The sequence below is a fragment of the Stenotrophomonas maltophilia genome, assembly GCF_002799155.1.
GTDB lineage: Bacteria > Pseudomonadota > Gammaproteobacteria > Xanthomonadales > Xanthomonadaceae > Stenotrophomonas > Stenotrophomonas maltophilia_R.
Genome location: NZ_NERD01000002.1, coordinates 1,940,268 through 1,958,070 on the forward strand (window position 1 = coordinate 1,940,268; position 17,803 = coordinate 1,958,070).

Below are 17,803 nucleotides of genomic sequence, written 5' to 3' on the forward strand. Positions count from 1 at the left end.
GAAACGCCAAGGGAGGAACGGTCATTGCACGCCTGCTGTCGCCAGGGGCCTCCCAGCCCGCTCTGCGACGACGTGGCTATGCTGGTCCGTGCCGATGACAGGCCGCTTAAGAAACCTGTGGAAGATCGAAAAAAGGTGTGGAGGATTGTGTGGAGAATCGAAGACGCCCACCGGGTAGAGTCGACTGTTAGTCGACTGGCACGCGAAGCGCTGGACTTGTCGAAGTGCGTTTGAGAAGCAGTCGACTAACAGTCGACTCTACCCGTGATGCGCGTTGCGCATCACTGCACCAGCTGGTTCATTTCCATGATCGGCATCAGCACGGCCAGCACGATGGTCAGCACCACGCCGCCCATCACCAGGATCATGGTCGGCTCCAGCAACGCGGTCAGTGCCATCGCGCGGCGCTCGATCTCGCGCGAGATCGTCTGTGCCGCGCGATCCAGCAGTGGTGCCAATGCGCCGGTCTTTTCGCCGCTGGCCACCAGGTGCACCAGGATCGGCGGATACACCTTCTGCACCTTCAACGCAGCACCCAGCGCGGCACCTTCGCGTACGCGCGCGGACACGTCATCAGCGCAATGCGCCAGCAGTGCATTGCCAAGCGTCTGCCGCGCCGCTTCCAATGCACGCAGCAGCGGCACGCCGGCATCCAGCAGGATCGCCAGGGTCGAGGCAAAGCGCGCACTGTTCACACCCAGTACGAAACGCCCGACCATCGGCACCCGCAGCAGCATCGCGTCCCAGCGCAGGCGCAGCTCGGGCTTGCGCAGAGCCAACCGCCATGCCACCACCAACGCAGCGATGCCGAGCCCCGCCCACACTCCCCAGCTGCGAACGAATGCACTGGCCGCCAGCATCACCTGGGTCAGCATCGGCAGCGTTTGCCGTGCCTGCACGAACGCGGTCACCACCTGCGGCACCACATAGCTGAGCAGGAAGACCACGATCGCCACCGACACCAGGCTGATCGCCGCCGGATAGATGAAAGCCGTCAGCACCTTGGCCTGCAGCGCATTGCGCTCTTCGATGTAGTCAGCCAGGCGCTCCATCACCCGTGCCAGGTCGCCGGAGTCTTCACCGGCGCCCACCAGCGCCCGGTAGATCGGCGGAAAATCACGTGGCCGCGCAGCCAATGCCACGGTCAGGCGCTGTCCAGCACGTACGTCGGCGCGCACCGCGGTGAGTGCCTGGGCCACATGCGGGCGCTCGGCCTGTTCGATCACCGCACTCAATGCACCTTCCAACGGCAGGCTGGCGGCCAGCAGGCTGGCCAGCTGGCGGGTTGCCCAGGCCAACTCGCTGGCGGACAGCCGGCGCGTGCCCCAGCCACTGCCGGCGTTGCGCGCCGCGCTCACCTGCACCGGCGTCAACCCACGGCCGCGCAGCAGCTGGCGCGCGCCGCGCGGGCTGTCCGCGTCCAGCTGGCCCTTCTCGATGCGGCCCTGCGCGTTGGCGGCCTGGTAGTCGAACAGCGCCATGCAGGCCTCAGTCGTCGCCCGTGACGCGCAGGATTTCTTCCAGCGTGGTCACCCCGCTGTCGACCCAACGCTGGCCGTCCTGGCGCAGCGTGCGCATGCCGGCATGCCGCGCCGCTTCGCGCAGCGCGGGCTCACCCTGCCCTTCATGGATCAGCGCACGCACGCGATCGTCCACCACGAAAAGCTCATGGATGCCGGTGCGCCCCCGATAGCCGCTGTTGGCACAGGCCGCGCAGCCCACCGCACGCCACACGGTGCGGCCTTCGCCATCCACCTCGGCACGCCTGCATTGCGTGCAGAGCCGCCGCACCAACCGCTGCGCCAGCACACCGCGCAGCGACGAGGCGAGCAGGAACGGCTCCACCCCCATGTCGGCCAGACGGGTTACCGCTGAGATCGCGTCATTGGTGTGCAGGGAGGCCAGCACGCCATGCCCGGTCAGCGACGACTGCACCGCAATCTGCGCGGTTTCCAGATCGCGGATCTCGCCAATCATGATGGTGTCCGGGTCCTGGCGCAGGATCGCGCGCAGCGCGGTGCCGAAGCTCATGCCGATACGCGCGTTGACCTGGATCTGGCCGATGCCGGCGAAGTCGTACTCCACCGGGTCTTCCACGGTGAGGATGTTGCTGGTGCTGCTGTCGAGCTGGCCCAGCGCGGCGTACAGCGAAGTGGTCTTGCCGCTGCCGGTCGGCCCGGTGACCAGCACGATGCCATGCGGCTGCCGGATCAATCCGGTGAACGTGGCCAGGGTGTCATCGGCCATGCCCAGGCGCTGCAGCTGCAGGCGGCCGGCATCCTTTTCCAGCAGTCGCAGCACGGCGCGCTCGCCATGCCCGGTCGGCACCGTGGAGACACGGATATCCAGCGGACGCCCACCCACGCGGATCGCGATGCGCCCGTCCTGCGGCAGGCGCTTCTCGGCGATGTCCAGGTGCGCCATGATCTTGATGCGCGACACCAGCGCCGCGTGCAGTGCGCGCCGCGGCTGCACCATGTCGCGCAGCGTGCCGTCCACCCGGTAGCGCACCACCGAGTGGGTCTCGAACGGCTCGATGTGCAGATCGCTGGCGCCATCGCGTGCGGCCTGTGCCAGCAGCGCGTTGATCATGCGGATCACCGGCGCATCGTCCTGCGCATCCAGCAGATCGGTGACCTCCGGCATGTCCTGCATCAGCCGGTCCAGATCCACTTCACTTTCAGCAGCCCCGACCACAGCAGCGGCATCGCCGCCGTCACGGTACTGTTCACCCAGCCGCTGTTGCCAGGTCGCCGCATCCAGCGCCTGGAACGGCAGCGGGCCATGCCGGCGCCGCAGTTCGGCCACGGCCCACGCGGCAGTTTCGGCGGTGCCCAGCAGTACGGGCTCGCCGCCGGCCTCGGACAGCATAACGCCATGGCTGCGCACCCAGGCGTACGGCAGCGGCGCGGCGGCGCTCACGGCCCGATCACCAGTTCCGGCGTGTAGCCCAGCCCGCGCAGTTGCTGCAGTGCCGGGTCCAGCGTCGCCGGATCGCGCGGCAGGCGCACGCGCAGGCGTTGCCCGCTCTCGCCCGGCGTGGCTTCGGCATAGGCCTGCAGGCCCAGCGCACGCACCTGCGCCACGCCTTGGCTGGCACGCGCCGGGTCCAGCCCCTGCGCGAACTGCACCAGCTGCGCGTCGCCCTCACCGGGCGGATACAACGCCGCCAGGCTGGTGTTCTGCAGCGGCTGGCCCTGGCCGTCGCGGGCATTGCCCTGGCCCAGCACGGACAGATCCTGCGGCGGCAGCTGCGGTGCGGACAGCGCCGGCAATGCCCAGCTCTGCGCCGGCTGCGCACCCGCCTGCGCGTTGCGCATGTAGTCGTAGCGGTCGCGGGTCAGGCGCTGGCCGGCGGCGGGGTCACGCACCACGTGCGGGCGCAGGAACACCATCAGGTTGGTCTTGGCGCGCTTGCGCGTGTCGCTGCGGAACAAGGCGCCCAGCACCGGGATCCTGCCCAGCCCCGGAACCGCATCACGGCCATGACTGACGCTGTCTTCCAGCAGGCCACCCAGCACCATGATCTGGCCATCGTCCAGCAGCACGCTGGTATCCAAGGCGCGCTTGTTGGTGATGATGCCGGCCGTGCTGTTGGCGCTCTGCGCGTCGATGCTGCTGACCTCCTGGTAGATGTCCAGCTTCACCGTGCCGCCCTCGGAGATCTGCGGGCGTACCCGCAGCTTCAGGCCCACGTCCTCGCGCACGATGGTCTGGAACGGGTTGTTGCTGCCGCCACCACCGTCGGTCACGTAGCGGCCGCTGACAAACGGTACGGTCTGGCCGACCATGATGCTGGCCGCTTCGTTGTCCAGCGTCATCAGGTTCGGCGTGGACAGGATGTTGGCGCCACCCTTGCTCTGCAGCGCGTTGGCCAGCGCCTTCATGTTGAGGATCTGACCGACGCCGGGCAGGTTGATGGTGCCGTCGATCACACCGATCTTCAGGCCATCCTTTGGCAGCACGTCCAAGGTAGTGCGTGCACCGGTATTGAGCCCACTGCCGCCGGTGGCGCCACCAAAGTGGGTGCCGCCGAAGGTGCGGCCATTGCCCAGCATCCACTGCACGCCCAGCTCGGCGGCGTCGGTCTGGTTGACCTCCACGATCAGGCTTTCCACCAGCACCTGCGCACGGCGCTGGTCAAGCTGGTCGATCACCCGGCGCAGGTTGCGGTACACCGGCTCGGGGGCCGAAATCAGCAGCGTGTTGGTGGCCACGTCCGCCTGCACCGAAATGCCGTTCTGGCTGAAGCCGGTGCTTCCGGCGTCGATCGGGTCGCGGCGGTTCGGGTCCAGCCGCTGTGATTCCAGCGCATTGCCACCGGCCTTGGCCTGCTGCGGCTGCGACGGCTGCGCCGGTGTGGAACCGTTGGCATCGCCGGGCAGTGGCGTGATGCCCTCGTTGCTGCCCATTGCCGGTGCATCGCTCTGTCCGGCCACCACGCCGCGCAGCACACCAGCGAGCTGGTTGGCCTGGGCATTGCGCAGGTAGACCACATGCAGGTTGCCGGATTCATCCTGGGCGCGGTCCAGCTTCTCCACCAGCTGCCGTGCCAGGCGGGTACGCCCGGGGCTGCTGGAACGCAGCAGCACGCTGTTGCTGCGCGGGTCGGCCATCACCACCACCTTCTGGCTGGGCTCGGCGCCCTGCGCATCCAGCAGCGGCGCGACCATTGCCGCCACGTCAACGGCAATGCCCTGCTGCAGCTTCACCACATCGGTGTCCATGCCAGCCGGCGTGTCGACGCTGGCGATCACCCGTGCGATGCGCTCCAGGTTGTCGGCATAGTCGGTGATCACCAGGGTGTTGTTGCCTGGGTTGGCAGTGATCGGGTTGTCCGGGCTGATCATCGGCCGCAGCACTGCCACCAGCGCGGCCGCGTTCTCGTAGCGCAGCGCGAAGGTGCGCGTGGCGATCTCGCCCCCTGCACCGCCGCTGCCCACCCGGCCACCGAGCAGCTTGGCGTCGGCCTGCGGCACCACCCGGCTGACGCCGCCGTTCTCGACCACGGCGAAGCCGCGCATGCGTAGCGCGCCCAGCAGCAGCTGGTAGGCCTGGGTACGGCTGACCGGGCCATCGGAGACCACCGTCATCTTGCCGGTCACCCGCGGGTCGACCAGGAACTGGCGGCCGGTGAACCGTGCCGCCATGCGCAGCACGCCGCCGATATCGGTATCCACCAGGTTCAGCTGCACCGGCTCATCGCGGGTGTCCTGCGCCAGCACGGGCGCCGGCACGTGGGCCATGCCCACGATCAGCGCCAATGCAGTACTGCAGGCAAGGCTGCGCATCGCCCTCATGGATGGGCACCCGCAGTGGCCACCATCACGATGTTTCCGGAAATCCGTGCCGCCGGCATGTTCGCATCCCCTGTGCGTGTCAGTTGCAGCTGCTGCAGCTCGATGGCCGGGTCGGCCAGCAGCGGCAGCAGCCAGTTCCATAGCGCGTCGGCGGGCACCGCCTGCACCTGCAGGTGCCAGCGCCCGTCGCGCGCTTCGATATGCAGGCCGTCGGCAAGGCCGGCGGATCTGATTCCGTCCCGCAGGCTGGCCAGCGTCGGGCGCTGGCCCTGGGCCTGCTGCTGGCGCTCCCGGGCCCGCAGCAGCGGCGCCAGTGCGCGGGACTGCGCCTGCAGCCGTGGGAGTTCGGCCTGCCAGTACGCGTGCTGCTTCAGCAGGGGGTCCAGCCACAACGACCACAGGCCTGCCGCCAGCAGCGCCACCACCATCACCCACAGCATCAGCCGGTCGCGCGCTGGCAGGCGCTGCCAGCGCTGCCGGAGGCCGGCCAGTCCCTCGCCCAAGCGCAGGGTGCGGGTCGTCACTGTCCGGCTCCGCTCACCCGCAGTTGTCCATCGGAACCACGTGCCAGCTGCAGGCCCTGCGCCTGCACCGCCTGCTGCCAGCGCTCGAGCCGCTGCGGATCATCGGCCAATGCCTGGGCATCGGCGTCCAACGCCATGTCCAGCTGGCCCGGCTGGTAATGCAGGCTGCGAACCTGCCCCGCCAACTCCGGGACCGCCTGCAGCGTGCTGGCCACCTGGCGTTGCAGTGGCGGCAACGGCGGCGGTGGCAATGGCACCGCCAATGCCCGCCTTGCCTGCAGCACCGGGTCCACCACATCGGTGATCTCCGGGAAGCGTGCATTGAACTGCCGCGTCATGCCCTGTTGCAGCACCTCGCCCTCACTTCGCCACCGCGAGACCTGCAGCTGCAGGCCGAGCGCGGCCAGCAGCACCGCCGCCAACGCCAGGCCGATCGCCAACCGGGGCGCCCGCTGGCCAGTACCAGCCAGCGGCAACGACCACGCCGGCACGGGGCCGCAGGCCTGCCGCTCATGCGCGACGGCGGTGGCGGGCAGGCTCGCCGGCCACGTCGGGGGCACGCTGTCGAGCCACTGCACGGCGTGCGCGCCGGCCTGTTGCAGGCGCACTGCCAGGGCCTGCATCACTGCGGACGCGTCACGTCCGCCACACCATTGGACGAAGCCCCGATCGCGCCCGCTGCGCACAAGCAGGTGCTCGCCGCTGACCTGCAGCGTGGCCTGGCCCTCCTGCCAGGGCAGCAGCAATGGCGTGGGATACAGTGCCTGCAGCTGCAGTGCGCACGAGGCCAGCAGCTGCTGCGCCTGCAGGACTGCCTGCTGGCCGAGCCAGGCCACCGGAACCGTGCCGTCCGCCGCCTGCGCACCGTGGGCCAACGCCACCTCCTGCAGGTCGTCCAGCAGCATCGCCTCCACTTCACCCTGCAACGCCGACTGCAGGCGGCGCCCGGACAACGGCGGCAGCTGCAGTTCCAGCAGGATCAGGTCGTGCGGATCAAGGCAGGCGCGCACCGCCGCATTCGGATGACGCAGGCCCAGCGCCGCCAGTGTGTCGCGGCCGTGTGCCAGCACTTCGCCCTTGTGCAGCTGCACCCAGTCCACTGCGCTGTCGGCGCGCAGGTGCTCCAGCGGCGGCAGGCGCACCCGTAGCTGCACGCTCATGCACCGATCCTCGTCCACACTCGCTGCACACGTGCCCCATCGTCACGGTACTCGCGCCAGAGCAACGCACGGAACTCGACCGCACTGCCATCGGCCTGCACCTGGCCGATCGCAAGGAACCACTCGCTATGGATGCCCAAGGGAAGCATGGCCATCTGTTCGTTGCTCAGTTGCAGCCGATTGGCGATGTCGCCGCGGTTGAGCAGCCAACGGCCACCGTCGCGCTCACCGAGCAGCGCCTGCAGCCGCGCCGGCTCGACCGCAGGCGTCACTGCCTGCAGAACGCTCAGGTCGCAGGTATTGGCGTTGACCAGGGTCTGCGCCGGCAACACCACGGTGCGTCGCGCCAGCGCCTGCACCGCCATCGGATCGGCACCAGGAAGCGCCTGCACGATCAGTGATTCGCGCGGCAGCGGCGCCTGCGCCTGCATGCCGCCGTCGCGCAGGCGCGCCTGGATGTGGTCCGCTGCGGATGCGCAGGCGCCCAGGCCCAGCCCCTGCCCGGCACACAACGCGATGAACGCGCGTCGCGCCTCGGGGTCCGGCCCGCCATGCGCCAGCAGGTTGCGCAGGTTGAACATCGACTGCGCGTCGACCAGCTGCAACTGCACCGGCAACGGCGCCTGCAGCGTCAGCGGACGCGCCCAGCGACCGCTGCGCACCGTAGTCAACTGCTCGCGCACATCCTCGCGCAGCTGCTGCGCCGCACGCTCCAGCGTGGCGTCGACCGCCATGCGCACCTGCGCACGCAACTGGTCGCTACGCAGCGCGCGCAGCTGCGCCGACTGCCGGGTCAGCAGCGCGGTGGCAATCACCGCCACCAGTGCCACCACCAGCAGCGCAACGATCACCGCCATGCCACGCTGGCGGGTGCACGGGACCGCACGTGTCCGGGTTGCCATCAGCGCGCCTCACAGCTGCCAGGAGCCGATATCCGCGTTCCCGGCGACGCCACCTGGCTTGCTGTCCGCACCCAGCGAGAACACGTCGATGTCGCCATGGGTTCCGGGACTCTGGTACTGGTACGGATGGCCCCACGGATCATTCGGCAGGCGATCCAGATACGGCGGAACCGGCATCGAACCGCTGCCCTGCGGCGGCTTCACCAGTGCCTGCAGGCCCTGCTCGGCACTCGGATAGCGCCCATTGTCCAGCCTGAACAGTTTCAGCGCCTGCATTAATGCCGCGATATCCTGCCGCGCCGCGACCACGCGCGCCTGGTCAGGGCGGTCCATCAGGCGCGGCACGATCAATGCGGCGAGGATGCCGATGATCACCACCACCACCATGATTTCGATCAGGCTGAACCCCTGCTGCCGAGCCCTGCGACCACGAACCTGCCTTGCCATTGTTCCGCCCTCGTCATCCTGGAAGAGACCGCTGCGCCATGGTCAGCGGTGCATGTGTCAGTACGATAAACATCCGCCGGCAATTCGCTGCGCATGTGCCTGCGCGGGCGCAGGGGCCGCCTGCGCGCGTGCCGCGTCGAACAGGTGTTGCGGCACGCTGGCCAGCGTTTCGTCGATGCAGCCGCGCACCAGCGGATGCGCGCACGCCTGCAGCAGGCGCACGCACTGCATCGGCGACCACGCGGTGCCGTGGTCGAGGCCGATGAACATCCGGTAGGCCTGGTGGTAGCGCAGGTCGTCATAGACGCGCTGCGCACTGTTGAGGTCACGCACGACCAGCAGCAGGGCCGCGCGTTGCAGCAGCCGCGCATCGCCCGCCTCAAGCGGCAGCGCGTTCATGGCCGCTTCCGGCCAGGGCCGCAGCTGCAGATCGAGCGCGCTTCGCAGCGCCGCCAGCGGATGCGCGCTGCTGTCCAGCGCCGCCCAGCGCGCCGCTTCCGCCCAGGCATCACTGGACAGCACCCATACCCAGGAATGCCCGTAACGTTGCACGTTCAAGGGCGTGTGCCGCGCCTGCTCCAGTGACTGGCTCAGGTGGCGATCCAGCTCCAGCATGCTGATCCTGCGACTGTCTGCCATCTGCGTCGCCCGCGCTCCGCGACGCGTGGTGCGTCGTACTCTGGAGAAGACGTCAGCAAGGCAGGTGAAGCGACAGCGCGAATGCAACTCTGTGCGCTGGGTGGTGCTTCATCGGCACCGTCATCGCAGCGTCATCCGCCTGCAGGCTTCGCGCAGCAGGCGCGGTGCGTCGCCGCCGCAGCGCCGGGCCAATACCGCCACGTCGCTGCGCGTGGCGAACGCAGCCAGCGCACCCGTCATCTCCACGTCATCGCACCATGACGCCATCGCAATGCGTAGCGCCGGCAGCTGCCAGCCGTCCATCACGCCGCGGGTGCCCGCCACGAACCAGTGCCACAGCCGGTGGTGCAGCACCTGCTCGTGCAACTGCGCCAGATCGTCGATGCCATGCATGCCCATCAGCAGCAGTGCGCGTGCAAGCGCCGCAGGCGGCAACGCACCGGTTTCAGCCAGCGGCAGCACCTGCTGCTGCAGGCGCAGCAGCATCGCCAGCGGGTGCGACTGCGGATCGAAGTCCAGCAGCACAGCCTGTTGCTGCCACTGTGCGTCAGACACCACGCACACCCATGGCGAGCCGTAGCGGTGCACCATCAAAGGCCGTCGCTGGGTGGTTTCCAGCAACGCCGACAGATTGCGGCGCAGATCCAGCACACCGATGGTCTCGTTGCGCATCCTTGGCTTCTCCGTGCTTGCAACAGCCCCGCGCGGCGCGCGCAGCCAGCGTCTTCACCTAACCAAGGACGGCAATGCCACCCGGAAAGCGACGCAGATCCAGCGACATCGTCAGTCGCAGCTGCTCCAGCGCGGCGTCCGGATCATCGATGCGGAAGCGGCCACTGACCGGGGCACGCGCCAACGCCGATTCGCCCAGCAGTACCTTGCCGCGGCGGTATCGGTTGATTTCATCCACCACCTCGCGCAGCGGTGCGCGGCGGAATACCAGCATGCCTTCGGTCCAGGCACTCACTTCCGAGGCCACGGCTTCGGCCACCACGCCACTGAGGCGCTCGTCGTACTGGGTCTGCTGGCCCGCCTGCAGCTGCAGGCGGCCCTGTGGGTGCTCGATGCGTGCACTGCCCTGCAGGCAGGTCACCCGTACCTGTCCATGGGTATTGCGCACGTCCAGGCGCACCGCACCTTCCTCGGCAATCACGCAGCCTGGCCCCGCGAACAAGGCCAGGCGCAGGCCAGCCTCGGTTTCGATCGCGGCCTGGCCCTGCACCAGCTCGAAGCCTTCGCCCTGCGCGTCCGCACGGCGGCGCAGGCTGCTCTGCGTATCCAGTTCGATCTTCAACTGCGGCAGGGGCGCGATCCGCAGCCGTTCGCCGGTGCCGGTGTGGAAATCGGCCGTCATGGCCGTCACCGACGGCCACAGCCCCAGCGGTGGGCGGATCGCCGCCACCACCACCAGGCTGGCTGGCGCAGCAATCGCGGCGCCCAGGAAGGCGCGCCGGCTCCAGCGCTGGGCCGGCGTCGGCGCGACCGGCTGCCGTGCCGTGGCGGGCAGCTGCTCGCCGGCCAGCCGTACCTGTTCCCATTGCCGGCGCGCCCGGCCGAACGCTTCGCGATGGTGGGGGTCGGCCTCGCACCACGCACGAAACCTGCGTGCATCAGCGGCAGTGGCTTCGCCCGAGGTCAGCCGCACCACCCACGCGTGGGCCTGACGCTCGACGGCATCCAGCGGGCGTTGCGGGCGATCGTCAGGATCCATGGGGACTCATGCCGGACCCGCACGCTGCGGGGTTCTGCTCGGCGTCAAAGTGTAGACGGATGCCGCCGCTCAGAACCGCACCTGGCGCCCCTGCCCGCTGCGCTCGGCCAGATAGTCCTGGGCCGCCTTCAGCTCGCGCTGCACCAGCCGCAGCGACACGCCCAGGTGATCGGCGACATCGCGCTGCTGCAGGCCGTCGACGCGGATCGCCAGCAGGATGCGGCGACGACGCTCGGGCATGCGCTGCAGCAGCCCGACCATGTCTTCCAGCGCGAAGTCCAGCTCAGCTACCTGCGCCGGGCCCGGTGCTGGGTCGGCCATGTCCATCAGCGTATCCACCTCTTCCAGGCTCAGCAGGCGGTGGTCGGCACGTTGGCGGTCGATCACGGTGTTCATCGCCATGCGCAGCAGGTAGGCCGCGGGATTCTGCACGGCATCCAGACGGTCACGGCGCGCACTCAGGCGCATCCAGGTGTCCTGCAGCGCGTCGCCGGCCAGCTCTTCCGAGCCCAGCTTGCGCACCAAGCGGCGCTTCAGCTCGTCGTAGGCCCCCAGAAGGTGGTCCATCAGGTCAACTGCCCCAGCCGTACCGTTGCTCATGTTCGGATCCTTGAAGTCATGGAAGGGGCGCGCGCCGGCCACAGTCGTGGTCGGTGCCGGAAGGACGGATCTGCAGCGTCACCGGCTGCGGCAGCGCAGCGGCATCGGGCGCCAGCACCAGGCCCTGCAGCGCCTGCAGCAGGCGCGCATCGCGGCGGGCACTGCCACTACCGGACAGCAGTTCGGGCTGCTGCACCTGGCCCTCGGCGTCGACGCGGAAGCGCAGGGTTGCGGCATAGCGGCCGGGCGCGATCTCAGGGTCGTCACAGAACGCCGCGCGCAGGCGCTGCTGCAGGCCGCCATAGCGGCGGCGACGTTCGGCCTCGGGAAGATCGACGCCAACACCGGGTTCGGCGGCCGAGGACGTTCCCCGGCGCAGCACCACGCGCTGCTCGCCGATCACCTCGGCCTCGATGCCGGTGTCCTGCAGCAGCATCTGCAACGCAGGCAGCGGCATCAGGCTGGCGCGCAGCGCATGGCTGCTGCGGCCCGCGGCGAGGTCGCCCGGGTACATCACCGACCACCCGCTGATGACACTGAAGCGCTCGACCGCCTGTTCCAGCGGCTGCGCAGGGATATCGTAGGCATGAACACCGTCCTGCGCGGCAGCGGCAGAGGACAGCAGCAGCCATGCGGCGATGGCCACCTTCCAAGTTCTGACCGCATGGTGTCCATTCAGCCCCCTGACGTAGAACACATGACCCTCGGCAGCGACAGCAGCTGCAGTGGACGCGCCCACGACCGGAACCCGGCCCGCGCGCGACCAGCAAGCGGGCTCAAACCGTACCGGGGTCACATGTCATTGCGATGACCGCCACCCACGGCTGGCGGCGTGACTGGCGCCATGAAGCCAGTCACGCATCGGGCATCAATGAATCGAACAGACCACGTCACGCCTGGGGTCAGAGCCCGTTGCGCAGCAACGGGATCCGACCCGTGCCGACCAAATCGTGTCGACCAAGGTCGACACCCACCAAGAGCAGCTCATGCCCCCTGCAACCGGACCTACCCCGCCGTCCCACGGAATGCACGCTGTTGCTCCGGCCGTTGCCTCTGCGGGTGCCGGGTGCAACCCGGCCACAACCCCCATCCCTCAAAGCGGCAACTGGGTCGTCTGCTTGATCCGCTGCATCGGGATCTCGGTCTTGGTGTTCTGCACCCCGGCAATCCGGTTCAGGTGCTGCATCTGGAACTGCCGGTAGGCATCCAGATCCGCCACCGCCACCCGCAGCAGGAAATCGCAGTCCCCCGCCATCAGATGGCATTCAAGTACTTCCGGGAAAGACTTGATGCTGTTGATGAAGTGATTGGTCGTGTCCTCGTCCTGCCCGCGCAGCCACACCCGCACGAACACCGTGAAGCCACGTCCCACCTTGGCCTCATTCAGCAGGGCAACATAGCGGTCGATGTAGCCGCCCTCCTCCAGCAGCCGCACCCGCCGCAGGCAGGCCGAGGGCGAAAGGCCGACCTGCCGGGCAAGCTCCAGGTTCTGCAGGCGTCCGTCACGCTGCAGGGCGTCGAGGATGCGCCGATCAAGGTTGTCGAGCTGGTACTGCATGGAATTTCACCTTTGGCGCCATTGGCCGCATGGAATCTCAATATTCCCGAATCAAATGGCATCAACGCAACCCGATTTCGCGATCGGACCGATAGCATGGGCCACCCCCACCTCGTTGTGCCGTTCCATGGACGCCCGTACCACCCTCCCCCTGCCCGACACCTGCGATACCGCGCCGCGTGCCGAATTCCTGCGCGGCCTGCGCGCCGCCGTGCCGGTGATGATCGGCTTCATTCCCTTCGCCCTGGTGCTCGGCGCCCAGGCCGCCCAGAAAGGCCTCAGCGCCCTGGAAGTGCCATTGATGACCGGCCTCAACTTCGCCGGCGGCTCGGAGTTCGCCGCCGTCGAACTGTGGACCTCGCCGCCGCACATCGCGCTGATCGTCGCGATCACCGCGCTGGTCAACAGCCGCCACCTGCTGATGGGCGCCAGCCTGGCCCCAGTGCTGCAGCATCTGCCGCGCCGCCGGGTGCTGCCGGCACTGTTCTTCATGTGCGACGAAAGCTGGGCCATGGGCGTGGCCGATGCACGGCGCCGTGCGTTCGGCTTCAGCCTGGCCTATTACCTGGGCGTGTCGGCAGGCCTGTACACGGTCTGGGTCGCCTGCACCGCGCTGGGCGCGATCGTTGGGCCGATGCTGGGCGACATCCACCCCTACGGTTTCGACATGGCCTTCCCCGCCGTGTTCCTGGTGCTGCTGCGTGGCATGTGGCAGGGCATGAAGGCCGCGCGGCCTTGGCTGGTCAGCCTGGTGGTGGCCGCTGCCACCTACCTGCTGGTGCCGGGTGCGTGGTACGTGGCCAGCGGCGCACTGGCGGGCCTGGCCGCGGCCTGGCTGCTGGCGGAGGACGCAGCATGATCTTCAACGGCCTGATCCACTGGACCTCGGTGCTGACCATCGTGCTGATGGCCGCCGCCACCTACCTGACCCGCATCGTCGGCTTCCTCGCCCTGCGCAACCGCACGCTGAGCAAGCGCGCGGTAACGGTGATGGAAGCCGCGCCGGGCTGCGTGCTGATCTCGGTGATCGCGCCCGACTTCGTCGCCGACAAGCCCGCCGACCTGGCCGCGCTGGCGATCACCCTGCTGGCCGCCACACGGTTGTCGATGCTGCCGACCGTGCTGATCGGCGTGGTCTCGGCCGGCGTGCTGCGCTATCTGATGGGCTGATGCGCCCGCGAGTTCCCCACGTGGTGTGAGTGTAGGCGCAAGTGTCGCCATTGGCGCGACCTGCGCATGTGTCTGGCGCGTCGAATGAGGCCCGGAGCCAGCTACCAGAGGTCCTTGAAACACTTCCGATTGCCTGATCGAGCCTGAGCCGGTACGGATCGACTGCCGAATCAGCAGGTTGAGCTGATCGGTCAATCGACGTCCAACGTGGAGATTACCAATGAGCAATCTGCGAGTTGTCGTGGCAGCTGTCGGTATCACCCTCGTCTCTGCTGGCTGCGGGCCGATGGAGTGGCAGTTGAGCGCATCGTGCGAAGAAACCAAGAAGTGCCGGATAGAAGGCAGGATTGGAGGCAAGATCGGCGTAGGCGAAAGCGATGGCCTACCTTGGTTCGAGCGAGTTCTGCTGGCGTCGACATCAGAAGTACCAGATGCCGCGCAGTTCGAAATCGACGTCTCGGGTTCATCCATAGCCTTCCCAGCCAATGGATTCGTAACCCTGCTGTTGTTTGATGCCCGGCAAGGAGCCACCATCGCCGCCAAGCAGTTCCAATGGCATCGAACAGGAACCGTCCTCCGGCTTGTCGATCCGGATGATGCGAACGCCTGGGCCGCATCTGCGTCCGGTCCAGCGACCGAGTTGAGGTACGACCTCGCAACATTCGATGTAGGTGCAGCCCCTGGACCAAACACCATCGCGGCGGCCTCTCGATACGGCGGAGCCACCAAGGCGGCCTCAGTCTCGGACTTTCAAGTCTGTACGAAATATCCATCGCCGTATCAATGCGGGCTGACCCCCTGATGCAGCGCCGCCAGTCCAGGCGTACCCAACCAGACCCCGCCCTCGGGCACTATGCTGGGCTGGCGGCAATCCTTCTGGCCACAAGTGCGTGCCAATCCCTCCAGCTGCCTCCCCGGAACCTGGTCAGTCCCGATGGAGGGTATGCCACCCTGCTGCGAGGCCCTTTCTCGCATCTGAAGATCAGCACAGTATCGGTGCTACCCGGCCCGGAAAGCTCGGAGTATCCCAATCGATCCATCGAGTGCAGGAGGTCATCCGTCACAACTCGAGTCCTCTGGGCAGATCGAGCGCTTTCAGCCATGCAGGCGTCGCGGCTCTGCGAGGCCGCCGCACGATCCGCTGAATTGCCGCTCCAGGCCAATGGGCAGGAACGGACACCAATGCGCTATCAGCTCACGATCGTAAGTGACGGAGGCGGCATCTGGCGACAGCTGCCAGGACCAGAGCCGCAGGGCCAGATGGTCAGTTTCTGGTTTCCCTCCGGCCCCGACACCGACTCACTGCGCAGGCACGTGATCGCCACCACCGCCCATGAGTTCCAGCATATCGCCACCGCATTGTCAGGGCAGCCGCGGCGCGGCCGGCAGCGGGAACCAGACGCCTATCTGGCAGGCTCATGTGCCCAGCTAGTGATCGAAGGCGCCCTTGCACGTGCGGATCTGCCTGGCGGACATGATCCGCGAGCTGATCCGTTCCTGCCATCCGCAGCCAGGCGCTCCGCGCATGCGGGCAGTACGACCGGGGCAGCACTGCTGCGGTTCTTCGGTGGCGCAGACATCTTGCACATCAATGAGGGAGGTCGCCACCTCGTGCAGCATTGCCACGAGACCATCGGCTTTCCCCAGCAGCAGTGAACGCCCCCTGCGACACCCGGTCGCAGGCCATCGCGCCACCTACTTGATCAATGTCAAACCGCCCGCCGCCGTGCGGGCGTATTTCTATGCAGGAACCGAACACGCCGGCGTTACCGGCATCCACAAGGACCCTGCGATGAGCTACACCCCCGACAACGCCCAGCTGCTGAACGCCATGCAGAACGTCATGGTGATCTCCACCACCGACCTGCAGGGCAACATCACCTACGCCAACGACCTGTTCTGCACGCTCACCGGCTTCGCCCGCGAGGAACTGATCGGCCAGCCGCACAGCATCGTGCGCCATCCGGATGTGCCCAAGGCCGTCTACAAGGACATGTGGGACACCATCAAGGCCGGCAAGACCTGGACCGGCATCGTGCCCAACCTTGGTAAGGGTGGCGTGCTCTACGTGGTCGACACCACCGTGCAGCCGCTGTTCGACGCCGACGGCAACATCACCTCGTACATCAGCATCCGCCGCGTGGTGAACGACCTGATGCAGAACTACGACCTGGTCGAGTTCAGCAAGGAAAAGTTCGACGACTTCTACGAGGCCGCGTGAACGCCCTCCCGACCAGTACGCCCTTCAGCCGCCTGCTGGTGGGTTTCGCGTCCGAGTCGGGCAATGCCCGCGCCCTGGCCCAGCGCCTGGGCGCGGACCTGCAGCCGCACGCGCCGCAGGTGCTCCCCTTCAATGACATCGACGTGGCCAGCCTCGGCCAGGGCGATGTGCTGCTGGCGATTTCCAGCTCGTTCGGCGATGGCGAACCGCCGGCCAACGGCGAGCAGTTCTTCGAAACACTGCGCCAGACTCCGACGCTGAGCGGCCTGCGCTATGCGGTGTTCGGCCTTGGTGACACCGGCTACCCCAGCTTCTGTGGCTTCACCAAGGCGCTGGATGCGGCGCTGAGCGAGCGCCAGGCGCAGCCGCTGCTGCACCGCGTGGATGCCGACCTGGGCTACGAGCAGTTCTTCCAGCAATGGCAGCCGGTCCTCGGCCAGGTGCTGGATGGCGACCTCAGTGCTGGCCAGGACCTGCGCCTGCAGGTCACCGCCTATGGCGAAGACAACGCCTTTGCCGCCCCCATTCTCGAACGCCGCCGCCTGAACAGCAGCGACCCGGCCGCCTGGCACCTGCAGCTGGATATTGCCGGTAGCGGCATGGCCTACCGCGCGGGCGACACCCTGCACGTGGTACCCGAGAACGACCCTGCCCTGCTGCAGGCATTGGCCACCTGGTACGGCGACACCGCCGCCGTGGCCGCCCTGCATGACCGCGAGCTGCGCCTGCTGAGCAAGGGCGTGCTGCGCGAACTGGCCAAGCTCGGCGGCAGCGAGGTGCTGAAGGGCCTGTTGAAGGTCAGCCAGAAGCGCGAGTTCGAAGCCTACCTGCACGGGCTGGACGTGCTGGACGTGCTGCAGGACCACGCCACGCCGGACAGCGTGCCGCTGGCCCGGCTGCGCGAACTACTGTCACCGCGACTGCCGCGCGCCTATTCCATCGCCTCGCACCCCTGCAACGACCAGCTGAGCCTGTGCGTGCGCGAAGTACGCTACACCCTGCGCGGCCGCGAGCGCTTCGGCACTGCCACCGGCAGCCTGCTGCACGGCGGCGACCACGCCCGTGTGTACTGCCGCTCCAATCCCGGCTTCCATCTGCCAGATACCGGCGAAGCTCCCCTTCTGCTGGTCGGCACCGGCACCGGCATCGCGCCGCTGATGGGCCTGATGCAGGAGCTGCAGGCCACCGCCTGCCAACGCGAAGTGCACCTGGTGTTCGGCGAGAAGCACAGCCAGCACGACTACCTGTATCGCGACCAGCTGCAGGACTGGCACACGCGTGGTGTGCTGGCCGGCCTGCATACCGCGTTCTCGCGCGATGGCGCCGAAAAGGTCTATGTGCAGCATGTGCTGCAGCAGCGCGGCGATGAAGTGCGCGATGTGCTGGCCCGCGGCGGGCATCTTTACCTGTGCGGCAACAAGAGCCACCTGGAAGGCGCGGTGCGCGAGGCCATCGATGCCATCAGTGGCGAAGGGCACTGGGACGCGCTGCGAGGTGAAGGCCGCACGCACTGCGAGTTGTACTGATCCATTCCACTGGACCGCACGAACCCTGGATCAGTAGAGCCGGCA

General features: G+C 67.9%; 19 protein-coding genes. 6 read left to right on the forward strand and 13 right to left on the reverse strand.

The window, feature by feature from the left end:
* Nucleotides 1-281: 281 nt before the first annotated feature.
* From gspF to B9Y82_RS09615, 13 genes are all read right to left on the reverse strand, one after another.
* Nucleotides 282-1,481 (reverse strand): type II secretion system inner membrane protein GspF, encoded by a 1,200-nt coding sequence (gene gspF / locus B9Y82_RS09555; protein WP_100472772.1) that lies wholly within the window; start codon nt 1,479-1,481, stop codon nt 282-284.
* Nucleotides 1,482-1,488: 7 nt separating this feature from the next.
* A complete protein-coding gene (gene gspE / locus B9Y82_RS09560; RefSeq protein WP_100472775.1) occupies nt 1,489-2,922 on the reverse strand; it encodes a type II secretion system ATPase GspE in 1,434 nt (477 codons plus the stop codon).
* A complete protein-coding gene (gspD, locus tag B9Y82_RS09565) occupies nt 2,919-5,300 on the reverse strand; it encodes a type II secretion system secretin GspD (protein WP_100472778.1) in 2,382 nt (793 codons plus the stop codon). The genes gspE and gspD overlap by 4 nt, the downstream gene beginning before the upstream one ends.
* A complete protein-coding gene (gene gspM, locus B9Y82_RS09570; RefSeq protein ID WP_100472781.1) occupies nt 5,297-5,824 on the reverse strand; it encodes a type II secretion system protein GspM in 528 nt (175 codons plus the stop codon). Before gspM ends, gspD begins: the two co-directional genes overlap by 4 nt.
* A complete protein-coding gene (gspL, locus tag B9Y82_RS09575; RefSeq protein WP_100472784.1) occupies nt 5,821-6,984 on the reverse strand; it encodes a type II secretion system protein GspL in 1,164 nt (387 codons plus the stop codon). The genes gspM and gspL overlap by 4 nt, the downstream gene beginning before the upstream one ends.
* Nucleotides 6,981-7,886: a type II secretion system minor pseudopilin GspK gene (gspK, locus tag B9Y82_RS09580; RefSeq protein ID WP_100472787.1), complete on the reverse strand. Its 906-nt coding sequence runs from the start codon at nt 7,884-7,886 to the stop codon at nt 6,981-6,983. The genes gspL and gspK overlap by 4 nt, the downstream gene beginning before the upstream one ends.
* Nucleotides 7,887-7,895: 9 nt before the next feature.
* Complete coding sequence (gene gspG / locus B9Y82_RS09585; protein WP_100472790.1) at nt 7,896-8,333, reverse strand: type II secretion system major pseudopilin GspG; 438 nt, start codon at nt 8,331-8,333, stop codon at nt 7,896-7,898.
* A gap of 57 nt (nt 8,334-8,390) precedes the next feature.
* The gene (locus B9Y82_RS09590) at nt 8,391-8,948 is read right to left on the reverse strand and encodes a hypothetical protein (protein ID WP_238381579.1); all 558 of its coding nucleotides are present in this window, start codon (nt 8,946-8,948) and stop codon (nt 8,391-8,393) included.
* 144 nt (nt 8,949-9,092) lie between these two features.
* Nucleotides 9,093-9,644: a hypothetical protein gene (locus B9Y82_RS09595; protein WP_100472796.1), complete on the reverse strand. Its 552-nt coding sequence runs from the start codon at nt 9,642-9,644 to the stop codon at nt 9,093-9,095.
* A gap of 58 nt (nt 9,645-9,702) precedes the next feature.
* Nucleotides 9,703-10,683 (reverse strand): FecR family protein, encoded by a 981-nt coding sequence (locus B9Y82_RS09600; protein ID WP_100472799.1) that lies wholly within the window; start codon nt 10,681-10,683, stop codon nt 9,703-9,705.
* A gap of 69 nt (nt 10,684-10,752) precedes the next feature.
* The gene (locus B9Y82_RS09605; protein WP_094001013.1) at nt 10,753-11,283 is read right to left on the reverse strand and encodes an RNA polymerase sigma factor; all 531 of its coding nucleotides are present in this window, start codon (nt 11,281-11,283) and stop codon (nt 10,753-10,755) included.
* A gap of 16 nt (nt 11,284-11,299) precedes the next feature.
* Nucleotides 11,300-11,980, reverse strand: coding sequence for a TonB C-terminal domain-containing protein (locus B9Y82_RS09610; protein WP_100472802.1), 681 nt, complete (start codon nt 11,978-11,980; stop codon nt 11,300-11,302).
* A 396-nt stretch (nt 11,981-12,376) separates the two neighbouring features.
* The gene (locus B9Y82_RS09615) at nt 12,377-12,841 is read right to left on the reverse strand and encodes an Lrp/AsnC family transcriptional regulator (RefSeq protein WP_005409896.1); all 465 of its coding nucleotides are present in this window, start codon (nt 12,839-12,841) and stop codon (nt 12,377-12,379) included.
* A gap of 127 nt (nt 12,842-12,968) precedes the next feature.
* Between B9Y82_RS09615 and B9Y82_RS09620 the strand changes: the two genes are divergently transcribed.
* From B9Y82_RS09620 to B9Y82_RS09640, 6 genes are all read left to right on the forward strand, one after another.
* Entirely contained in the window at nt 12,969-13,700 is a 732-nt protein-coding gene (locus B9Y82_RS09620) for an AzlC family ABC transporter permease (protein WP_100472805.1), read from the forward strand.
* Nucleotides 13,697-14,011 (forward strand): AzlD family protein, encoded by a 315-nt coding sequence (locus B9Y82_RS09625; protein ID WP_005409898.1) that lies wholly within the window; start codon nt 13,697-13,699, stop codon nt 14,009-14,011. Before B9Y82_RS09620 ends, B9Y82_RS09625 begins: the two co-directional genes overlap by 4 nt.
* Before the next feature lie 220 nt (nt 14,012-14,231).
* The gene (locus tag B9Y82_RS20610) at nt 14,232-14,813 is read left to right on the forward strand and encodes a hypothetical protein (RefSeq protein ID WP_157804620.1); all 582 of its coding nucleotides are present in this window, start codon (nt 14,232-14,234) and stop codon (nt 14,811-14,813) included.
* 380 nt (nt 14,814-15,193) lie between these two features.
* A complete protein-coding gene (locus B9Y82_RS09630) occupies nt 15,194-15,667 on the forward strand; it encodes a hypothetical protein (protein WP_100472808.1) in 474 nt (157 codons plus the stop codon).
* A gap of 136 nt (nt 15,668-15,803) precedes the next feature.
* Nucleotides 15,804-16,232, forward strand: a complete 429-nt coding sequence (locus B9Y82_RS09635) for a PAS domain-containing protein (RefSeq protein ID WP_005409905.1) — start codon at nt 15,804-15,806, stop codon at nt 16,230-16,232.
* Nucleotides 16,229-17,758: a diflavin oxidoreductase gene (locus B9Y82_RS09640; RefSeq protein ID WP_100472811.1), complete on the forward strand. Its 1,530-nt coding sequence runs from the start codon at nt 16,229-16,231 to the stop codon at nt 17,756-17,758. Before B9Y82_RS09635 ends, B9Y82_RS09640 begins: the two co-directional genes overlap by 4 nt.
* Nucleotides 17,759-17,803 lie beyond the last annotated feature (45 nt).